Source organism: Streptomyces sp. HP-A2021 (assembly GCF_022807935.1).
Lineage (GTDB): Bacteria > Actinomycetota > Actinomycetes > Streptomycetales > Streptomycetaceae > Streptomyces > Streptomyces afghaniensis.
In genome coordinates, this window is sequence record NZ_CP094344.1 from 319719 (window position 1) to 337076 (window position 17358).

Genomic DNA, 17358 nt, shown 5'->3' on the forward strand with positions numbered 1-17358 from the left:
GATCTACTCGAAACGGCAGCGGCTCCCGGAAAAGCCCATGCTCACGATTGGGCGTATTGTCGGAATTGTTTCGTGGTCTCCCCGCCCGGGAATGGGCGATGAAGTGCTTCGGACCGGAGGCACGTCCGTGGGAGCCGCCCGGGCCCCCGGTGCCCCTCCGTGTGGTCCGAGTCCGTGCTTCCCACGGTGTCCGACCTTTCGGCACCTGCTCAGGGAGGTGCGCACCATGCGTATCGCCGGCAGCACCAGAACGCACCCCCACGACGACGCCCCCGACACCGCCGCCGCGTTCGCACGTCTCGCGCGGCTGCCCGAGGGGCCCGAGCGAAAGGCCCTGCGCGACGAGCTGGTCGAGGCCTGGCTGCCCATGGCCGAGCGGATCGCCGTCCGCTTCCGCGGCCGGGGCGAGGCCCTGGAGGACCTCTACCAGGTGGCGGCCCTCGGTCTCGTCAAGGCCGTCGACCACTACGACCCGGCGCGCGGCAACGCCTTCGAGGCCTACGCCGTGCCGACGGTCACCGGCGAGATCAAGCGCCACTTCCGCGACCACATGTGGACGCTGCACGTCCCCCGCCGGGTCCAGGACCTGCGCAACCGGGTGCGGCACGCCGCCAAGGAGCTGTCGCAGACCACCCCCGGCCGCTCCCCCACGGTCGCCGAGATCGCCGAGTACGCCCACCTCACCGAGGGCGAGGTGCGCACCGGCATGGAGGCCCTGGAGTGCTTCTCCGCCCTGTCGCTGGAGGCGGAGATGCCCGGCACGGACGGCTACGCCCTCGGGGACGCGATCGGCGGGCCGGACCCGGCCTTCGACACGGTCGTCAACCGCGTGGCCGTCAAGCCCTGTCTGGAGGCGCTGCCGGAGCGCGAGCGGATCATCCTCTACCTGCGGTTCTTCAAGGGCATGACGCAGAGCCGCATCGCGGAGCAGCTCGGCATCTCGCAGATGCACGTCTCCCGGCTGCTCAGCAGCTGCTTCGCCCATCTGCGCGAGGAACTGCTCATCGAGGCCAGATGACCGCCGGACCCCACGTCGGCGCCGCCGGGCGGATCACTGCTCCGGCGGCGCTTCGGGGATCTGGGTCGGTCCGGCGCGGTCGAGGGCGTCCTCCAGCTCGGCCCGTATCTCCCGGGGCATCATGCCGGTGCGTCCCCAGACGAGGATCAGTTCCGCGACGTTGCGCAGCTTGATGTTGGTGTGCTGGGAGACCTCCTTCAGCACGGCCCAGCCCTGGTCGGGCGAGATCCGGCCGAGCACGACGACCATCCCGATCGCCTGGTCCACGACCGCGTGGGAGACGACCGCCTCCTTCAGTTGCCGGACTTCTTCCTGCAACTCGAAGATCCGGTCCGAGCCCCCGTCCGTGGGCATGGTCACCTCCGGGTCCGGTGCGCCGCTGTCCCCATGGCCTCGTGGGGTGCTTGAGTGCCTTGACGCAGTGTCCGACGCCTCCATCGTCGTCACTCGGCCCGCCCGGTGCCACCGGGGCGGTCCAGGCCGGTCCACCACGCCGTTTTGCCGCCGTCGCCGGGGTACTCGGCAGGCGCCCACGGGGGTTCCGGTTGGACACTGGTGTCATTCCTCCGGTGGCTGCCAGGCCGACGAGATCAGGACGCGACTGCCATGAACCACGACATGCCCACCCCCTCCGGCACCAAGGACGTCGTCTCTTCACACTCCGTGTTCGGCGCACCGTGCTGGGTGAGTCTGACCAGCCGGGACGTCAAGGCGACCGAGGAGTTCTACGGGGCCGTGCTGGGCTGGCAATGGCGGCCGGCCAAGCTCGGCGACCGGTTCCGGATCGCGCTTGCGGACGGCTCGCCGGTGGCCGGGATCGCGGGGGTGGCCGCCATGTGGCAGATGGCGGTCGCGTGGACGCCGTACTTCGCCGTGCGGAGCGCGGACGACGCGGTGGCGCGGGTGCAGGAACGCATGGGCACGGTCGCGGTCGGGCCGATCTCCCTGCCGCCGGGCCGGGCGGCGCTGCTGGCCGACCGGGACGGGGCGACCTTCGGGATCTGGGAGGGCGACCTTTTCACCGACTGGGAGACCTGGCGCAACGCGCAGCCGGCCTTCATCACGCTGCACACGCGGGACGCCTTCGACGCCGCCATCTTCTACGGCGAGGTCCTCGACTGGGCGTCGGAGAGCCCCGGCTGCTGCGAGGTCCACTACGAGGGCGGTGAGGTCGTGCTGCGCAGCCGCGGTGACGTGGTGGCGCGCATCGAGTCGGGGGCGCTGGAGGCGGCCCCCGACCCCACGATCCGGCCGCACTGGCAGGTCCACTTCAGCGTCGACGACGTCGAGGCCTGCACCCGGGCCGCGGAACTGCACGGCGGCAGCGTGCTGTCCAAGGGCAGCGACGAGGCCGTGCTGCGCGACCACGACGGCGCGCAGTTCACGGTGACGGCGCGCCGGGGCCGCTGACCACTCTGCCGACCCCCTGATCTTCGTCAGCCGGTCACCTGGTCCTGGTGCGGGACGGCCGTGACAGCAGGACCAGGCTGCGTGCTTCGACCGTCAGGGCCGTGCCCGCCTTGTGCTCCGCCTCGTCGGGCGTGCCCTCCGGGGCGGCGGTGTCGATCAGGGCCGTCCAGCGTTCGCCGTAGGCGGCGTCCGGGAGGCGGAAGCCGACCGGCTCCCAGTGGCTGTTGAACAGCAGGAGGAACGAGTCGTCGACGACGGGGCGGCCGCACGGGTCGGGTTCGGCGATGGCGTCGCCGTTGAGGAAGACCCCGACGGAGTGCGCGTCGCCGCGCTGCCAGTCGTCGTCGGTCATCTCCTGGGCGTCCGGCGCCAGCCACACCAGGTCGGGCAGCGGCTGGTCCGCGCGGGTCATGGTCTCGCCGAGGAAGAAGCGGCGCCGGCGCAGCACGGGGTGACCGGTGCGCAGCCGGATGACGTACCGGGTGAACTCCAGCAGGTCGCGCTGCTCCTCGGTGAGCCGCCAGTCGATCCAGGAGATCTCGTTGTCCTGGCAGTAGGCGTTGTTGTTGCCGCGCTGGGTGCGCCCGAGCTCGTCGCCGTGGCAGAGCATCGGGATGCCCTGGGAGAGCAGCAGCGTGGTGAGGAAGTTGCGCTGCTGGCGGGCGCGCAGCTCCAGGACGGCCGGGTCGCGGGTGGTCCCCTCGGCACCGCAGTTCCAGGACCGGTTGGTGCTCTCGCCGTCCTGGTTGTCCTCGCCGTTGGCCTCGTTGTGCTTGTCGTTGTAGGAGACGAGGTCGCGCAGGGTGAACCCGTCGTGCGCGGTGACGAAGTTGACGCTGGCGCGGGGCCGGCGCCGGCTGTGCTGGTACAGGTCGGAGGAGCCGGTCAGCCGGGAGGCGAACTCGCCGAGCGTGTGGTCCTCACCGCGCCAGAAGTCCCGCACCGCGTCGCGGTACATGCCGTTCCACTCCGACCACAGCGGCGGGAAGTTGCCCACCTGGTAGCCGCCCTCGCCGACGTCCCACGGCTCCGCGATCAGCTTGACGCGGCTGATCACCGGGTCCTGCTGGATCAGGTCGAAGAACGCCGACAGCCGGTCCACCTCGTGGAACTGCCGGGCCAAGGTGGCCGCGAGGTCGAAGCGGAAGCCGTCGACATGCATCTCGGTGACCCAGTACCGCAGCGAGTCCATGATCAGCTGGAGCACGTACGGGTGACGCATCAGCAGGCTGTTGCCGGTGCCGGTGGTGTCGTAGTAGTGCTCCCAGTCGCCGTCGACCAGGCGGTAGTACGAGGAGTTGTCGATGCCGCGGAAGGACAGGGTGGGGCCCTTCTCGTTGCCTTCGGCGGTGTGGTTGTAGACCACGTCGAGGATCACCTCGAGCCCGGCCGCGTGCAGGGTCTTCACCATCGACTTGAACTCGGCGACCTGCTGGCCGCGGGTGCCGTGGGCGGCGTAGCCGTTGTGCGGCGCGAAGAAGCCGATCGTGTTGTAGCCCCAGTAGTTGGCCAGGCCGCGGTCGTGCAGCACGCCGTCGTGGACGAACTGGTGCACCGGCATCAGCTCCACCGCCGTGACGCCGAGCGAGGTGAGGTGCTCGACGGCCGCGGGGTGGGCGAGCCCGGCATAGGTGCCGCGCAGCTCGGCGGGCACCTCGGGGTGGGTGCGGGTCAGGCCCTTGACGTGCGCCTCGTAGATCACCGTGTCGGCGTAGGGTCGGCAGGGCCGGGTGTCGTCGCCCCAGTCGAAGGCCGGGTCGGTCACCACACCGAGCATGGTGTGCCCGGCGCTGTCGGCCGGGTCGGGGCCGTCCGGGTTCCGTTCGTAGAGCGAGGGGTGATTGTCGATCTGCCCGTCGACCGCGCGTGCGTAGGGGTCGAGGAGCAGCTTCGCCGGGTTGCAGCGGTGGCCGGCGGCCGGGGCCCACGGCCCGTGCACGCGGTAGCCGTAGCGCCGGCCGGGGCCGACGCCGGGGAGGTAGCCGTGCCAGACGAAGCCGTCGACCTCGGTCAGCGGCACCTGGGTGTGGGTGCCGTCGTCGTCCACGAGGACCAGCTCCACGCGTTCGGCCACCTCGCTGAAGAGCGCGAAGTTGGTGCCCTCCCCGTCGTACTCCGCGCCCAGCGGGTAGGGGCGTCCGCTCCAGGCGGACACCCCTTTCCGGGTCTGCCGCCGGGTCACCGGGCGTCCTCCAGGACCTCTTCCGGTGTACTGGCCGGGCCGGCCAGCTGCGCGACGCGCACCTCGCGGGGTACGTCGAGGCCCTCGCTCAGGTGCGGAGCGGGCGCGGTCGGCACCAGCGGGACACGTTCGCCGGCCCGGGCGCGCTGCGAGAACCAGATGACCTTGCTGCCGGTCTCGGTGGCGCAGCAGCCCCAGCCGTCGCTCATCGCCGCGAGGTGCTCCAGGCAGCCACGCAGCTCCTGGTCCGGGCGCAGAGCACGGTCGTTGTCCCCGATGGCGGTGATCAGGTGCTGGCCGTTCCACCACATCTCGATCGACGTGTTCTTGTCCGTGGCGTGCTCGTCGATGGCCTTGAGCAGCATCTCGGCACCGCCGCAGACGGGCTGGATCAGGTTGTCCAGGTCCCAGAACCTCAGGTGAGCGGCCAGAATGCGGCTGACCTGTCCCACCCGTTCCGGGCTGACTTCCACGTCGAGGTGGTAGTAGCAGGGCACTGCGGTCTTCATCGGTCGGCTCCTCACCGCGAAGCTCAGCTCCTCCTCGCTCCCGCGGTCCTGCGGGACGAGCCCCGAACACGGAACGTGAGCGCGTATCGCTTCTGAGTCACCCTCAGCCTGAGGGTGCTAGCCCGTTCGTGCAACACGAGCGCACAGTTGATGCCTACGAGCGCCCAAGTGAGCAAGTCTTGACGGACTGGGCGGCTCGGCCGGACCACGATTGGTTGAAGTTCCAACAAGACGCTGCGTCGCCACCCGTGCACCATGTGTGAAGAACTCGATCGCCGTTACGGGTCCGTGCCGCTGTGCGCACGGCCGCCGTCCGACCGTCGGGAGACCGTGCCCCTCGAAGCCCGAAAGGTGATCGGCGCCATGCTGCTACCCGCCAAAGCCGAAGTCGCCCGGCAGTTGCGACGTTACCGGGCCTGGGAACGCGTGATGCTCGCGGCACCGAACGACCGCACGGTGCGGACGACGTTCGAGGACTCCGGCTACACGCTCTGTGTGCTGATGGGCAAGCGCTGCGCGCGGGAGGCGGCGGACGCGGCCGAACGGTATCTGCGCACGAACCAGGTCGCCCCGGTGCAGGAACAGAACCAGGTCACCTGTCTGCAGGAACAGCAGGTCACCTGTCTGCAGGAACAGCAGGTCACCTGTCTGCAGGAACAGAACGAACGGCCCCGTCCGGCCACCGCGGTCCGGCGAAGACCGCCGGCGGCGGAGCGGCGCTCCCCCGCGGGACGGTAGCCGCCTTCCCGCACATCCTGTCCCCTGAACCGGGCCCGTGGCCCGGCTTTCGAGCACGGTGGAGGTGAGGACCATGAACAGGACCCGGGCCATCGGCCGGATCCCGGTACGGGACGTCCGCCCGGCCGTGGAGGGCGGCAACCGGCCGGCCAAGGCGGTCGTGGGAGAGACGTTCGAGGTCACCGCCACCGTGTTCCGGGAGGGGCACGACGCGGTCGCCGCCAATGTCGTCCTGAAGGATCCCGAGGGCCGCCCCGGTCCGTGGACGCCGATGCGGGAGCTGGCCCCGGGCAGCGACCGCTGGGGCGCCGAGGTCACCGCGGACGCCGTCGGCCGCTGGACGTACCGGGTGGAGGCCTGGAGCGACCCGGTGGCCACCTGGCGCCACACGGCGGGCATAAAGGTGCCGGCCGGCATCGACCCCGGACTGGTCCTCGAAGAGGGCGCCGAACTCCACGAGCGAGCGGCGGCCGGCGTTCCCAGGGAAGCCGGCCGCGGCGTGCTGCTCGACGCCGCGGAGGCGCTGCGCGACGACTCGCTGTCCCCGGCGGCGCGGCTGGCTGCGGCGCTGACGCCGGAGGTGGACGAGGTCCTGGCCCGCCACCCGCTGCGGGACCTGGTCACCACCTCGGAGCCGCTGCCCCTGCTCGTCGAGCGCGAGCGGGCCCTGTACGGCTCCTGGTACGAGTTCTTCCCCCGCTCCGAGGGCACCCGGCAGCAGCCCCACGGCACCTTCCGCACCGCCGCCCGCCGACTGCCGGCGATCGCCGCGATGGGCTTCGACGTGGTCTACCTGCCCCCGATCCACCCCATCGGCACCACCTTCCGCAAGGGCAGGAACAACACCCTCTCCCCCGGCCCCGACGACGTCGGCGTGCCCTGGGCGATCGGCTCGCCCGAGGGCGGCCACGACGCCGTCCACCCCGATCTGGGCACCCTGGAGGACTTCACCTGGTTCGTGGACCAGGCCCGCACCCTGGGGCTGGAGATCGCCCTGGACTTCGCGCTGCAGTGCTCCCCGGACCACCCCTGGGTGCACAAGCACCCCGAGTGGTTCCACCACCGCCCCGACGGCACCATCGCCTACGCGGAGAACCCGCCCAAGAAGTACCAGGACATCTATCCCATCGCCTTCGACGCCGACATGGACGGCCTGATCGCCGAGACCTGCCGGGTGCTGCGGCACTGGATGAATGCCGGGGTGCGGATCTTCCGGGTGGACAACCCGCACACCAAGCCGGTCGTCTTCTGGGAGCGGGTCATCGCGGACATCAACCGCACCGACCCCGACGTGATCTTCCTGGCCGAGGCCTTCACCCGCCCGGCGATGATGCACACCCTGGCCCAGATCGGCTTCCAGCAGTCCTACACCTACTTCACCTGGCGCAACACCAAGGAAGAGCTGACCGAGTACCTGACCGAGCTGTCGGGCGAGGCGGCCTCCTACATGCGGCCGAACTTCTTCGCCAACACCCCCGACATCCTGCACGCCTACCTCCAGCACGGCGGCCGCCCCGCCTTCGAGGTCCGCGCCGTCCTCGCGGCCACCCTCTCCCCGGCCTGGGGCATCTACTCCGGCTACGAACTGTGCGAGAACACCCCGCTCAGAGAGGGCAGCGAGGAGTACCTCGACTCGGAGAAGTACCAGCTCAGGCACCGTGACTGGGAGACGGCCGAACGCGGGGGCCGCACCATCACCCCGCTGCTGACCAGGCTCAACACCATCCGCCGGGAACACCCCGCGCTGCACCGGCTCAGGAACCTCCGCTTCCACCACACCGACAACGACGCGCTCATCGCGTACAGCAAGCGCACCGGGTCCGACGTCGTCCTGGTGGTCGCCAACCTCGACCCGCACCACGCCCAGGAGGCCACGGTCTCGCTGGACATGCCGCAACTCGGCCTGGACTGGCACGAGTCGGTGCCGGTGCGCGACGAGCTCACCGGCGAGACCTACCACTGGGGCAGGAACAACTTCGTGCGCCTGGAGCCGGGGCGGGCTCCCGCGCACGTCTTCCATGTCCAGTCGCCGCCCGCCGCGCAAGGGAACGGAGGGGCAGGAACGCCATGACCGTGAACGAGCCCGTGCTGGACACCTTCGAGGACACCCCCGTCAGGGACCGGGACCCGGAGTGGTTCAAGCGCGCCGTCTTCTACGAAGTACTCGTCCGCTCGTTCCAGGACAGCAACGGCGACGGCATCGGCGACCTGAAGGGCCTGACCGCGAAGCTCGACTACCTCCAGTGGCTCGGCGTCGACTGCCTGTGGCTGCCGCCGTTCTTCAAATCCCCGCTCCGCGACGGCGGCTACGACGTCTCCGACTACACCGCCGTACTCCCCGAGTTCGGCGATCTGGCCGACTTCGTGGAGTTCGTCGACGCCGCCCACCAGCGCGGCATGCGCGTGATCATCGACTTCGTCATGAACCACACCAGCGACCAGCACCCGTGGTTCCAGGAGTCGAGGAAGGACCCCGACGGCCCCTACGGCGACTACTACGTGTGGGCCGACGACGACAAGGGCTATCCGGACGCCCGGATCATCTTCGTCGACACCGAGACGTCGAACTGGACGTTCGACCCGGTGCGCGGCCAGTACTTCTTCCACCGCTTCTTCTCCCACCAGCCGGACCTCAACTACGAGAACCCGCGCGTCCAGGAGGAGATCCTGGCCGCGCTGAAGTTCTGGCTGGACCTGGGCATCGACGGCTTCCGGCTGGACGCCGTGCCGTATCTGTACGCGGCCGAGGACACCAACTGCGAGAACCTGCCCGCCACCCACGCGTTCCTCAAGCGCGTCCGCCGCGAGATCGACGCGCAGTACCCGGACACGGTGCTGCTGGCGGAAGCCAACCAGTGGCCCGAGGACGTCGTCGACTACTTCGGCGACTATGCGGCCGGCGGCGACGAGTGCCACATGGCCTTCCACTTCCCGGTCATGCCGCGCATCTTCATGGCGGTCCGGCGGGAATCCCGCTACCCGGTCTCGGAAATCCTGGCCAAGACCCCGGCCATCCCCTCGGGCTGCCAGTGGGGCATGTTCCTGCGCAACCACGACGAGCTGACCCTCGAGATGGTCACCGACGAAGAGCGCGACTACATGTGGGCCGAGTACGCCAAGGACCCCCGCATGCGCGCCAACATCGGCATCCGCAGGCGCCTGGCTCCCCTGCTGGACAACGACCGGCACACCATCGAGCTGTTCACCGCGCTGCTGCTGGCCCTGCCCGGCTCGCCGATCCTCTACTACGGCGACGAGATCGGCATGGGCGACAACATCTGGCTCGGCGACCGCGACGCGGTGCGCACGCCCATGCAGTGGACCCCGGACCGCAACGCCGGGTTCTCCACCTGCGACCCGGGCCGCCTCTACCTGCCGGCGATCATGGACCCGGTCTACGGCCACCAGGTCACCAACGTCGAGGCGTCGATGTCGTCGCCGTCGTCGCTGCTGCACTGGACCCGCCGCATGATCGAGATCCGCAAGCAGAACCCGGCCTTCGGACTCGGCTCGTACACCGAACTGTCGTCCTCCAACCCGGCGGTGCTGGCCTTCCTGCGGGAGTACGAGGACGACCTGGTGCTGTGCGTGAACAACTTCGCGCGGTTCGCTCAGCCCACCGAGCTCGATCTGCGCGAGTTCGCCGGGCGCCATCCGGTCGAGCTGTTCGGCGGGGTCCGCTTCCCGGCGATCGGCGAACTGCCGTATCTGCTGACCCTCGGGGGCCACGGCTTCTACTGGTTCCGGCTCACTCGAGTCGCATCCCGCATCGGCCGGCGACTGTGAGCACGCGCCGACGAAAGGAGGCGTGACCATGCCGAAGACCGCATCCCTCCGCCCGAGTCTCACGCGCCTGGCCGAGCCCATGGAGTCGCTCGGCGGGCTGCTGCGCGACTGGCTGCCCCGGCAGCGCTGGTTCGCGGGCAAGGACCGGCCCGTCACGGAGCTCGGCCTGCTGTCGATGACCGAGCTGTTCCCGGGCTGTCTGCACCTGCTGGTCCACGCCGGTCACGCCGGTCACACGGGCGTGCCGTCCCCGGGCGGTGCTCCCCCGGCCGGCGACTGCTACCAGCTCCTGCTCGGCGTACGGGAACATCCCTCACCGCGCCTCGGGCGGGCGCTCATCGGGCGGGTGCAGGACGGGCCGCTGGCCGGTCTGACGGTCTACGACGCGCTCCACGACCCCCGTTCGGCCCAGCTGCTCCTTGACCGGCTGCGGCATCCCGGCACCGCCGGTCCCCTGCGGTTCGACTGCGACCCGGACCAGCAGGTGCCCGGCGGTCTGGTGCCGCGGCTGCTGGACGCGGAGCAGTCCAACTCCTCGCTGGTGTACGGCGACGAGTACATCCTGAAGGTCTTCCGGCGCATCCAGCCGGGCGTGAACCCGGACCTGGAGGTGCCGGGGGCGCTGGCCAGGCAGGGCTGCCACCGGGTGCCCGCGCCCGTGGCCTGGTTCCAGACGAAGCATCCGTTCAAGGCCACCCTCGGCGTGCTCCAGCCCTACCTGCGGGACGCGTCCGACGGCTGGACGCTGGCGCTGCACGCCCTGGCCGCCGGCGACGACTTCACGGCCCAGGCGCGGGCGCTGGGCGCGGCCACGGCGGAGGTGCACCTCGCCCTCGCCTCGGCCTTCCCGGTCGGCGAGCCCGGGGAGAACGGACGTACGGCGGCCGCGATGACCGAGCGGCTGGCCGCCGCCGCGCACTGCGTGCCCGCGCTCCAGCGGTACGTGCCGGGCCTGCGCACCGCGTTCGCCGCCCTCACCACCTGCGACGCCGGGCCGCCCGCCCAGCGCATCCACGGCGACCTGCACCTGGGTCAGGTGCTGCGGGCCGGGCGCGAGTGGTTCGTCATCGATTTCGAGGGCGAGCCGTCCCGGCCGCTCTCCGAACGGCGCAGCGCCCACTCCCCCGTACGGGACATCGCCGGGATGCTGCGCTCCTTCGACTACGCCGCCCGGCAGCACCGCCCCTGGCGCCCGGAGTGGGCGCGACGCTGCAGGGAGGCCTACTGCGCGGGCTACGCCGCCCGTGCCGGCTGGGACCCCCGCAAGAAACACGGACTGCTCCGGGCCTATGAGACGGACCGGGCCGTGTACGAGGTGCTGTACGAGGCACGGCACCGACCCGACTGGCTGCCTGTACCGATGGCGGCGATCGAGCGCCTCGCTGTGAGAGGAGACTGAGCCGTGGCCCTGCGCGACACCTCAATCCCGGAGCCGTCCGGCCCGGTCCCGGGCGCGACCGCGCCCGCCCTCAGCCCGGAGGACCGCGGGCGCCTGCTGGCGGGCGCCCACCACGATCCGCACGCGCTGCTGGGCGCCCACCCGGTCCCCGGCGGGATCGTGTTCCGGGCGCTGCGCCCCTTCGCCCGCTCCGTGAGCGTGGTGACCGGCGGCAAGCGCACCCCGCTCGTCTCGGAGGGCGACGGACTGTTCTCCGGCGTGCTGCCGCTGCCGGAGATCCCCGCGTACACGCTGCATGTGGCGTACGAGGGCGGTGAGCAGGAGGTGCACGACCCGTACCGCTTCCTGCCCGCGCTCGGCGAGCTGGACCTGCACCTGATCCGCGAGGGCCGGCACGAGCAGCTGTGGCAGGCGCTCGGCGCGCAGCCCATGACCCACGAGGGCGTGACCGGCACCCGGTTCACGGTGTGGGCGCCGAACGCGCAGGGCGTGCGGGTCGCCGCGGACTTCACCTACTGGGACGGGACGCAGTTCCCGATGCGGTCGCTCGGCGCGTCCGGTGTGTGGGAGCTGTTCCTGCCGGGCGTCGGCGAGGGCACGGCGTACAAGTTCGAGATCACCTCCCGGTACGGCCACCGGTTCCTGAAGGCGGACCCGATGGCCCGCCGCACCGAGGAGCCGCCCAACACGGCGTCGATCGTGACGGCCTCGCACTACGAGTGGGGTGACGCGCAGTGGATGGCGCACCGCGCGGACACGCCGGTGCACGAGGCGCCGTTCTCGGTGTACGAGGTGCACCTGCCGTCCTGGCGCCCGGGGCTGGACTACCGGCAGCTCGCCGAGGAACTCCCGGCGTACGTCAAGGACCTCGGGTTCACGCACGTCGAGCTGATGCCGGTCGCCGAGCACCCCTTCCACGGCTCCTGGGGCTACCAGGTCACCGGCTTCTACGCGCCGACCGCGCGGCTCGGCAGCCCGGACGACTTCCGGTACTTCGTCGACGCCTGCCACCGGGCGGGCATCGGTGTGATCATGGACTGGGTGCCGGCGCACTTCCCGAAGGACGACTGGGCGCTGGCCCGGTTCGACGGGGATCCGCTGTACGAGCCCGGGGACGGGCGGCGCGCCGAGCACCCGGACTGGGGAACCTACGAGTTCGACCTCGCCCGCACGGAGGTGCGCAACTTCCTCGTGGCGAACGCGGTGTACTGGTGCGAGGAGTTCCACATCGACGGGCTGCGCGTGGACGCGGTCGCCTCGATGCTCTACCTCGACTACTCGCGCGAGGACGGCCAGTGGGAGCCCAACGCCTACGGCGGCCGGGAGGACCTGGCGGCCATGGCGTTCCTGCAGGAGATGAACGCGACCGTGTACCGGCGTGCCCCCGGCGTGGTGACGATCGCCGAGGAGTCGACGGCCTGGGGCGGGGTGACGCAGCCCACCGACTCCGGCGGCCTCGGATTCGGGCTGAAGTGGAACATGGGCTGGATGCACGACTCGCTGGAGTACCTCGCCCACGAGCCGGTGCACCGCAAGTACCACCACCACGAGATGACCTTTTCGATGGTGTACGCGTACAGCGAGAACTACGTCCTGCCGATCTCCCACGACGAGGTCGTGCACGGCAAGCAGGCGCTGGTGTCGAAGGCGCCGGGCGACTGGTGGCAGCGGCGCGCGAACGTCCGTGCCTACCTCGGCTTCATGTGGAGCCACCCGGGCAAGCAGCTGCTGTTCATGGGGCAGGAGTTCGCGCAGGGCGCCGAGTGGTCGGTGGAGCAGGGGCCGGAGTGGTGGCTGCTCGACGACGGCTACCACTCCGCGGGCGACCACCGGGGCGTGCGGGACCTGGTCCGTGACCTGAACACGACGTACCGGGCGACGCCGGCGCTGTGGCAGTGCGACACCCGTCCGGAGGGCTTCCGGTGGGTGGCGGTGGACTCGGCCGACGACAACGTCTTCGCGTTCGTGCGGTACGACGCGCAGGGCGGGGCGCTGCTGGCGGTGTCGAACTTCTCCCCGGTCGTCCGGCACGACTACGGCCTCTGGGTCCCGGGCGACGCCGTCGCCTGGCAGGAGATCCTCAACACCGACGACCCGCGCTACGGCGGCAGCGGCGTCACCCAACCGGATCCGGTCAAACCCGAGGACGGCTGTGTCCGGATCACGCTGCCGCCGCTGGCCACGGTGTGGCTGACGCCGTTCGCTCCGTGAAGTCCCGCGACCGCACCAGGTGTCCGACCCGCCGGTGAGGGGCACTGGGTGTCGTACCACCGGGAACCCCCGGTGGTCGACGCGGCAGGGTCAGGGAAGGGCGGGCATCAGGGTGCGCACCGTCGGAGTGGAGGAGGAACTCCTCCTGGTCGATCCGGAGACCGGGGAACCGCGGGCGATGTCCGCGGCCGTGCTCGCCCGGGCCGCGCAGGACGACGCGGATCAGGACGTCTTCGAGAAGGAACTCCACGAGCAGATGCTGGAGTTCGCCACCCATCCGCAGTCCTCCATGGAGAGCCTGCGCGCGGAGATCGTCCGCTGCCGCAAGGAGGCGGCCCGGCACGCCGGGGAGATCGGCTGCACGGTCGCGGCACTCGCCACGTCACCGCTGCCGGTCAGTCCCGCGATCGGCGTCAACCGCCGGTACCAGTGGATGGCCGATCAGTACGGCATCGCCACCCGGGAGCAGCTCGTCCTGGGCTGCCATGTGCATGTGTCCGTCGAGTCCGACGAGGAGGGCGTCGCGGTCATCGACCGGGTGCGGCCCTGGCTTCAGGTGCTGACGGCGCTCAGTGCGAACTCGCCGTTCTGGCAGGGCAAGGACACGGGGTACAGCAGCTACCGCAGCCGGGTGTGGCTGCGCTGGCCGTCGGCCGGCCCGACCGAGCTCTTCGGCTCGGCCGAGCGGTACCACCGGCTGATCGCGGACATGGTGGCCACCGGCGCTCTCCTCGACGACGGGATGATCTACTTCGACGCGCGGCTCTCCCAGCGGTATCCGACGGTGGAGATCCGGGTGTCGGACGTCTGTCTGCACTCGGGTACGGCCGCGCTGGTCGCCACGCTCGTCCGCGGACTGGTGGAGACCGCCGCGCGCGAGTGGCGGGCCGGCCGGGAACCGCTCGGTCACAGCGTCAGCCTGCTGCGGCTGGCCGACTGGCTGGCCGCCCGGTCCGGTCTTTCGGGCGAGCTGCTGCACCCGGCCACCATGCGGCGCCTGCCCGCCGAGGCGGTCGTGCGTGCCCTGCTGGACCATGTCGAGGAGGCTCTCGCGGACACCGGTGACCTGGAGCGGGCCCGGGCCGCCTGTGAGGAGCTGCTGCGGGACGGCAACGGCGCACAGGTGCAGCGCGTCCTGATGGAGCGCACGGGGAGCCTGCGGGACGTCGTCACCGAGTGCGTCCGGCACACCCAGGCGTGAGGCGTCCCGCCTGCTGCGGGAGACCGGCTCGCAGCGCGCCGACCGGACCTCAGAGGATCAGAGCGAGGGCGTAGGCCAGGAAGAACGCCGCGATCAGCACCACGAGGACGAGGATCACGGCCATCGGTGCCTTGGACCAGCCCTTGGGCGGGTTGTGCGTCTCCCGGGGCCCCGCCTCGGGCAGGCTGCTCTCCGCGGGCGGGGTCTCTCCCGGCGGTACGCCGCCGCCCGGTTCCAGGCCGGAGCTGCGTTCGGGTTCGGGATCGGGACTGATGTGACTCATGCCTCCCGGGTCCCCCGATCACACCGAGATCATCAGCGGGACGACTTCCGTATTTCCCGACCCCCGAGGGCCCCGGCTCGACTACATTCGAGCCCCGCCGATGACGCTACCCGTCGGCAATGTCACACCCCGTACCCGTCAGGAGCAGCATGCGCGACCTCGCCCTCGCTCCACCGGCCGTCTCGCCCCTGACCGGCGGGCTCGCCGACAGCGTCTTCGAGACGGCGGACCGCGAACCCACCCGGCCGGTGCTCGCCCGCCGCGCCGACCCGGCCGCCGCCTCCTGGGATGAGGTGACGGCGATCGAACTGCGCGACCAGGTGGTGGACGTCGCGAAGGGGCTGATCGCCTCCGGGATAGCGCCGGGGCACCGCGTGGCGATCATGGCGCGTACCCGGTACGAGTGGACGGTCCTGTGCTACGCGCTGTGGGCCGTGGGGGCCGAGGTCGTCCCGATCTATCCGACGTCGTCGCGCGACCAGGTCGAGTGGATCCTGCGGGACGCCGGCTGTGTGGCCGTGGTCGTGGAGGACGAGCAGGGCGTCATGACCGTCGGCTCGGTGTGCGCGTCGCTGCCGCTGCTGCGCCACGTCTGGCAGCTCGACGCGGGCGCGCTGGAGGACCTGGCGGCGCGCGGCGAGTTCGTCCCGCTCGCCACGGTCGACTCGATGCGCCGCATCGTGCTGCCGGACTCCACGGCCGTCATCGCCTACACCTCCGGCACGTCCGGCCACGCCATGGGCTGCGCCCTCAGCCACCGCAACCTGGCCGCCCCGTGCGACACGCTGCTGGAAGGCTGGGGGCACACGGCCGCGCCGCGCGGCGAGCAGGGCTCCGTGCTGGCGTTCCTGCCCTTCTCCCACGTGTACGGGCTGATGATCCAGGGTCTGTGCGTGCGCGGCGGCCTGCTCATGGGCCACCAGGCCGAGCTGGGCGGGGAGGCACTGTCGTCGGCGCTGTGCTCCTTCCGGCCGACGTACTTCTACGCGGTCCCGTCCGTCTTCGAGAAGATCTACAAGAACTTCCTGCGCACGGCCCAGCAGGGCGGACACGGCGGTCTGTTCGAGCGGGCCGCCGAGACGGCGCGGGACTTCGCCGCGGCCCTGGAACGCCAGCGGCTGGGCCGGGGCCGCGGGCCCGGATTCGATCTGCGGCTCCAGCACGCCCTGTACGAGCGCACGGTGTACCGCAGGCTGCGGGCCGCGCTGGGCGGCCGGGTGCGGCGGGCGACGTCCGGCGGCTCCCCCCTCAGCCGCGAGCTGTCGCTGTTCTACGAGGGCATCGGCATCTACGTGCACGACGGGTACGGCCTGACGGAGACCGGCGGCGGGGTGACGATGCAGCCGCTGGGCCGGGAGAAGTCAGGGACCGTCGGGCAGGCCCTGCCGGGCTCGGAGATCCGGGTGGCCGAGGACGGGGAGATCCTGGTGCGCGGCCCGTCGGTGTTCCAGGGATACGTGGGTGACGAGGCCGCCACCCGGGCCGCGCTGCGCGGCGGCTGGCTGGCCACCGGGGACCTCGGGCAGCTGGACTCCGAGGGCTATCTGACGATCACCGGCCGCAAGAAGGACATCATCGTCACCAGCAGCGGCAAGAGCGTCGCCCCGGCCGCCCTGGAGCAGCGGCTGCGGATGCACCCGCTCATCCACCAGGCGGTGGTCGTGGGCGACAACCAGCCCTGTGTCGGCGCCCTGATCACGCTGGATCCGGAGTTCCTGGCGCACTGGCGGGCGGCGCTGGCGCTGCAGGGCGAGATGCGCGAGGCGCGGGAGGAGAACGCGCTGCGGGAGGAGGTGGCGCGGGCCGTGGCCGCGGCCAACAGCTCCGTGTCGCGGTCGGAGTCGATCCGGGTGTTCCGGGTCCTGCCGGAGCCGTTCGACGTGACCAACGGACTGCTGACGCCCTCGATGAAGCTGCGCCGGGACGAGATCGTGCGGCACTACGCGTCCGAGATCGACGCGATGTACCAGTCGCGCAGGCGTCCCGGGCGCACGAGCACCCGGGACGAACCATTGAACTGGGACGACTCGGACAACGTGTTCCGTTGAGCGGGGAGCCGGACGCGTAGGCCTCGCCCCCTCGGGAACACGCAACAGTGGCGACGCAAGAGAAAGGACGACAGCCCTGACGACAGCCCTTGCTGACGCCGGGCCGGAAAGGCGATATGTCAACCGAGCCGCGTGGGGATGACGCACTGACCTCCGAGGAGATTCCGAGCCGCACGAACAGCTTCGTGGGCGAGCCGCACGACGTGACGGGAGCGCGGCTGGCCGCGGAGGAGTTCCTGCGGGATCTGTCACGCTCCTCGCCGCCCTCTGCCCCCGAGTACTGGGACGACATCCTGTTGGTGGTGACGGAACTGGCCGCCAACGCGGTGCAGTACGCCCCGGGTCCGTTCGCACTGCGGATGCGCCGGACCTTCGACGGGGTGCATGTGGTGCTGCACGACACCAGTTCCACGGAGCCGGCCCCGCGCCCGTTCGATCCGCGCAGCGGGGGCGGCGGCATCGGCTGGCACCTGATCCACACCCTGTGCGACCAGGTCAGCGTGGTGAGCGACGAGCGCGGCAAGGACGTGCACGTGTTCCTGCCCTGGTGAGCCGGGAGCGTCACGGGCGCGG

At 71.0% G+C, this 17358-nt stretch carries 14 protein-coding genes; 10 read left to right on the top strand and 4 right to left on the bottom strand.

Translation table 11 applies throughout. From position 1 onward, the window contains the following. The first annotated feature begins 226 nt into the window (after positions 1-226). The gene (locus tag MQE23_RS01545) at positions 227-1018 is read left to right on the top strand and encodes an RNA polymerase sigma factor SigF (RefSeq protein ID WP_243377935.1); all 792 of its coding nucleotides are present in this window, start codon (positions 227-229) and stop codon (positions 1016-1018) included. A gap of 33 nt (positions 1019-1051) precedes the next feature. Here the strand turns inward: MQE23_RS01545 and MQE23_RS01550 are convergent, their stop codons facing one another. Continuing rightward, a complete protein-coding gene (locus tag MQE23_RS01550) occupies positions 1052-1372 on the bottom strand; it encodes an ANTAR domain-containing protein (RefSeq protein ID WP_243377936.1) in 321 nt (106 codons plus the stop codon). A 252-nt stretch (positions 1373-1624) separates the two neighbouring features. On the opposite strand from MQE23_RS01550, the gene MQE23_RS01555 reads away from it, so the two are divergent. Beyond that, complete coding sequence (locus MQE23_RS01555; protein ID WP_243377937.1) at positions 1625-2428, top strand: VOC family protein; 804 nt, start codon at positions 1625-1627, stop codon at positions 2426-2428. Positions 2429-2462: 34 nt separating this feature from the next. Here the strand turns inward: MQE23_RS01555 and glgX are convergent, their stop codons facing one another. Both glgX and MQE23_RS01565 read right to left on the bottom strand, forming a co-directional pair. Further along, positions 2463-4610, bottom strand: a complete 2148-nt coding sequence (gene glgX, locus MQE23_RS01560) for a glycogen debranching protein GlgX (protein WP_243377938.1) — start codon at positions 4608-4610, stop codon at positions 2463-2465. After that, positions 4607-5119 carry a hypothetical protein gene (locus tag MQE23_RS01565; protein ID WP_020269863.1) on the bottom strand — a complete coding sequence of 171 codons (513 nt, stop codon included), beginning with the start codon at positions 5117-5119 and terminating at the stop codon, positions 4607-4609. The genes glgX and MQE23_RS01565 overlap by 4 nt, the downstream gene beginning before the upstream one ends. Positions 5120-5482: 363 nt before the next feature. Between MQE23_RS01565 and MQE23_RS01570 the strand changes: the two genes are divergently transcribed. From MQE23_RS01570 to MQE23_RS01595, 6 genes are all read left to right on the top strand, one after another. After that, the gene (locus tag MQE23_RS01570) at positions 5483-5857 is read left to right on the top strand and encodes a DUF5133 domain-containing protein (RefSeq protein WP_243377939.1); all 375 of its coding nucleotides are present in this window, start codon (positions 5483-5485) and stop codon (positions 5855-5857) included. Positions 5858-5930: 73 nt separating this feature from the next. After that, positions 5931-7928, top strand: coding sequence for an alpha-1,4-glucan--maltose-1-phosphate maltosyltransferase (locus tag MQE23_RS01575; RefSeq protein WP_243377940.1), 1998 nt, complete (start codon positions 5931-5933; stop codon positions 7926-7928). Further along, positions 7925-9643 carry a maltose alpha-D-glucosyltransferase gene (gene treS / locus MQE23_RS01580; RefSeq protein WP_243377941.1) on the top strand — a complete coding sequence of 573 codons (1719 nt, stop codon included), beginning with the start codon at positions 7925-7927 and terminating at the stop codon, positions 9641-9643. Before MQE23_RS01575 ends, treS begins: the two co-directional genes overlap by 4 nt. Before the next feature lie 28 nt (positions 9644-9671). Then, the gene (locus tag MQE23_RS01585) at positions 9672-11042 is read left to right on the top strand and encodes a maltokinase (protein WP_243377942.1); all 1371 of its coding nucleotides are present in this window, start codon (positions 9672-9674) and stop codon (positions 11040-11042) included. 3 nt (positions 11043-11045) lie between these two features. Continuing rightward, the gene (gene glgB / locus MQE23_RS01590) at positions 11046-13253 is read left to right on the top strand and encodes a 1,4-alpha-glucan branching enzyme (protein ID WP_020269867.1); all 2208 of its coding nucleotides are present in this window, start codon (positions 11046-11048) and stop codon (positions 13251-13253) included. A 112-nt stretch (positions 13254-13365) separates the two neighbouring features. Then, a complete protein-coding gene (locus tag MQE23_RS01595; RefSeq protein WP_020269868.1) occupies positions 13366-14454 on the top strand; it encodes a glutamate--cysteine ligase in 1089 nt (362 codons plus the stop codon). A 49-nt stretch (positions 14455-14503) separates the two neighbouring features. Here MQE23_RS01595 and MQE23_RS01600 read toward each other — a convergent pair whose 3' ends face one another. Beyond that, positions 14504-14737 carry a DUF6480 family protein gene (locus tag MQE23_RS01600; RefSeq protein WP_020269869.1) on the bottom strand — a complete coding sequence of 78 codons (234 nt, stop codon included), beginning with the start codon at positions 14735-14737 and terminating at the stop codon, positions 14504-14506. Positions 14738-14886: 149 nt separating this feature from the next. Here MQE23_RS01600 and MQE23_RS01605 point away from each other — a divergent pair, with 149 nt between their 5' ends. After that, a complete protein-coding gene (locus MQE23_RS01605; protein WP_243377943.1) occupies positions 14887-16785 on the top strand; it encodes an AMP-dependent synthetase/ligase in 1899 nt (632 codons plus the stop codon). Between the two features lie 116 nt (positions 16786-16901). Then, positions 16902-17336, top strand: coding sequence for an ATP-binding protein (locus MQE23_RS01610; RefSeq protein ID WP_010033269.1), 435 nt, complete (start codon positions 16902-16904; stop codon positions 17334-17336). Positions 17337-17358 lie beyond the last annotated feature (22 nt).

What these genes read in the sequence shown, in the direction of transcription:
- MQE23_RS01610 (WP_010033269.1), top strand. Translation starts at nt 16,902, where the DNA reads ATGTCAACCGAGCCGCGTGGGGATGACGCACTGACCTCCGAGGAGATT.
- MQE23_RS01585 (WP_243377942.1), top strand. Translation starts at nt 9,672, where the DNA reads ATGCCGAAGACCGCATCCCTCCGCCCGAGTCTCACGCGCCTGGCCGAG.
- MQE23_RS01545 (WP_243377935.1), top strand. Translation starts at nt 227, where the DNA reads ATGCGTATCGCCGGCAGCACCAGAACGCACCCCCACGACGACGCCCCC.
- MQE23_RS01570 (WP_243377939.1), top strand. Translation starts at nt 5,483, where the DNA reads ATGCTGCTACCCGCCAAAGCCGAAGTCGCCCGGCAGTTGCGACGTTAC.
- MQE23_RS01555 (WP_243377937.1), top strand. Translation starts at nt 1,625, where the DNA reads ATGAACCACGACATGCCCACCCCCTCCGGCACCAAGGACGTCGTCTCT.
- MQE23_RS01565 (WP_020269863.1), bottom strand. Translation starts at nt 5,119, where the DNA reads ATGAAGACCGCAGTGCCCTGCTACTACCACCTCGACGTGGAAGTCAGC.
- treS (WP_243377941.1), top strand. Translation starts at nt 7,925, where the DNA reads ATGACCGTGAACGAGCCCGTGCTGGACACCTTCGAGGACACCCCCGTC.
- MQE23_RS01550 (WP_243377936.1), bottom strand. Translation starts at nt 1,372, where the DNA reads ATGCCCACGGACGGGGGCTCGGACCGGATCTTCGAGTTGCAGGAAGAA.
- MQE23_RS01575 (WP_243377940.1), top strand. Translation starts at nt 5,931, where the DNA reads ATGAACAGGACCCGGGCCATCGGCCGGATCCCGGTACGGGACGTCCGC.
- MQE23_RS01600 (WP_020269869.1), bottom strand. Translation starts at nt 14,737, where the DNA reads ATGAGTCACATCAGTCCCGATCCCGAACCCGAACGCAGCTCCGGCCTG.
- MQE23_RS01605 (WP_243377943.1), top strand. Translation starts at nt 14,887, where the DNA reads ATGCGCGACCTCGCCCTCGCTCCACCGGCCGTCTCGCCCCTGACCGGC.